The sequence below is a fragment of the Burkholderia sp. Ac-20379 genome (assembly GCF_017104645.1).
Taxonomy (GTDB): Bacteria; Pseudomonadota; Gammaproteobacteria; order Burkholderiales; family Burkholderiaceae; genus Burkholderia.
This window is the reverse complement of sequence record NZ_JAAGPF010000790.1, coordinates 1-839: the sequence shown is the minus strand read 5'-3', so window position 1 is coordinate 839 and position 839 is coordinate 1. Positions and strand designations below refer to the sequence as shown.

Here is an 839-nt window from a genome sequence, read left to right as displayed (position 1 = left end):
AGCGCCTCGGCGTCGGCCAGATCGGCCACCACGGTGGGCGGCGCCGTGCGGCCGGCTTCGGCCAGCGCCGCGCGGAACGCGGCCTCGCGCTGCCGGCGCGAGCTGACCTGCTCGTACGGCTGCACCACGAACACCACCTCGCCGAACCCGCCGCCGTGCAGATGCGTCAACCCGGCGCGCACGGCCTCGGCGTTGTCGAGGCCCACCAGATCGGCGTCGAAGCCGTCCACGCGGCGGTCGACCATCACGGTCGGAATCCCGCAGCCGCGCAGCGGCAGCAGCGCGTCCTCGCGCGCGCCGAGCGCGTTGACGATCATGCCCTCGACGCGATAGGTGGTCAGCAGTTGCAGGTAGCGGCGCTCCATGTCGGCTTCGTTGGCCGCGTGGCAGATCAGCGGCATGTAGCCGAGCGCGTGGCACGCGGCCTCCACGCCCTGCAGCACCTCCACCGTGTAGGGGTTGGTCAGGTCGGCGGCCAGCAGCCCGAGCAGCCGGTTGCGGCCGCGCTTCAGGCCGCGCGCCATCTGGTTCGGGCGGTAGTTCAGATGCGCGATCGCCGCTTCGATGCGCGCGCGCAGATCGGTCGACAGCACGCCCGTCTCGCCGTTCAGGTAGCGCGAGACGCTGGTCTTGCCGGTGCCGGCCTCGCGCGCGACATCGCTGATCGTCGCGGGGCGCGCGGCCGGCGTTTGACGGGGTTCGGTCATCGCGCCGTCTCCGGACGGATGCCGCATGCGGCCCGGCGATGTGCGAACGGCTCGAAGCGGGATACGCAGTTCAACGGATCGGTTCTCCATGGGGCGCGGCCGGCAGCGCCGGCCCGCGCGCACACGCCGCCG

At 73.1% G+C, this 839-nt stretch carries 1 protein-coding gene; it reads right to left on the bottom strand.

Going from position 1 to position 839, the window contains the following annotated elements:
• The coding region (locus G3N92_RS34650) for a LacI family DNA-binding transcriptional regulator (RefSeq protein WP_206131953.1) at positions 1–707 on the bottom strand (707 nt) is incomplete at its 3' end.
• Between the last annotated feature and the right edge of the window lie 132 nt (positions 708–839).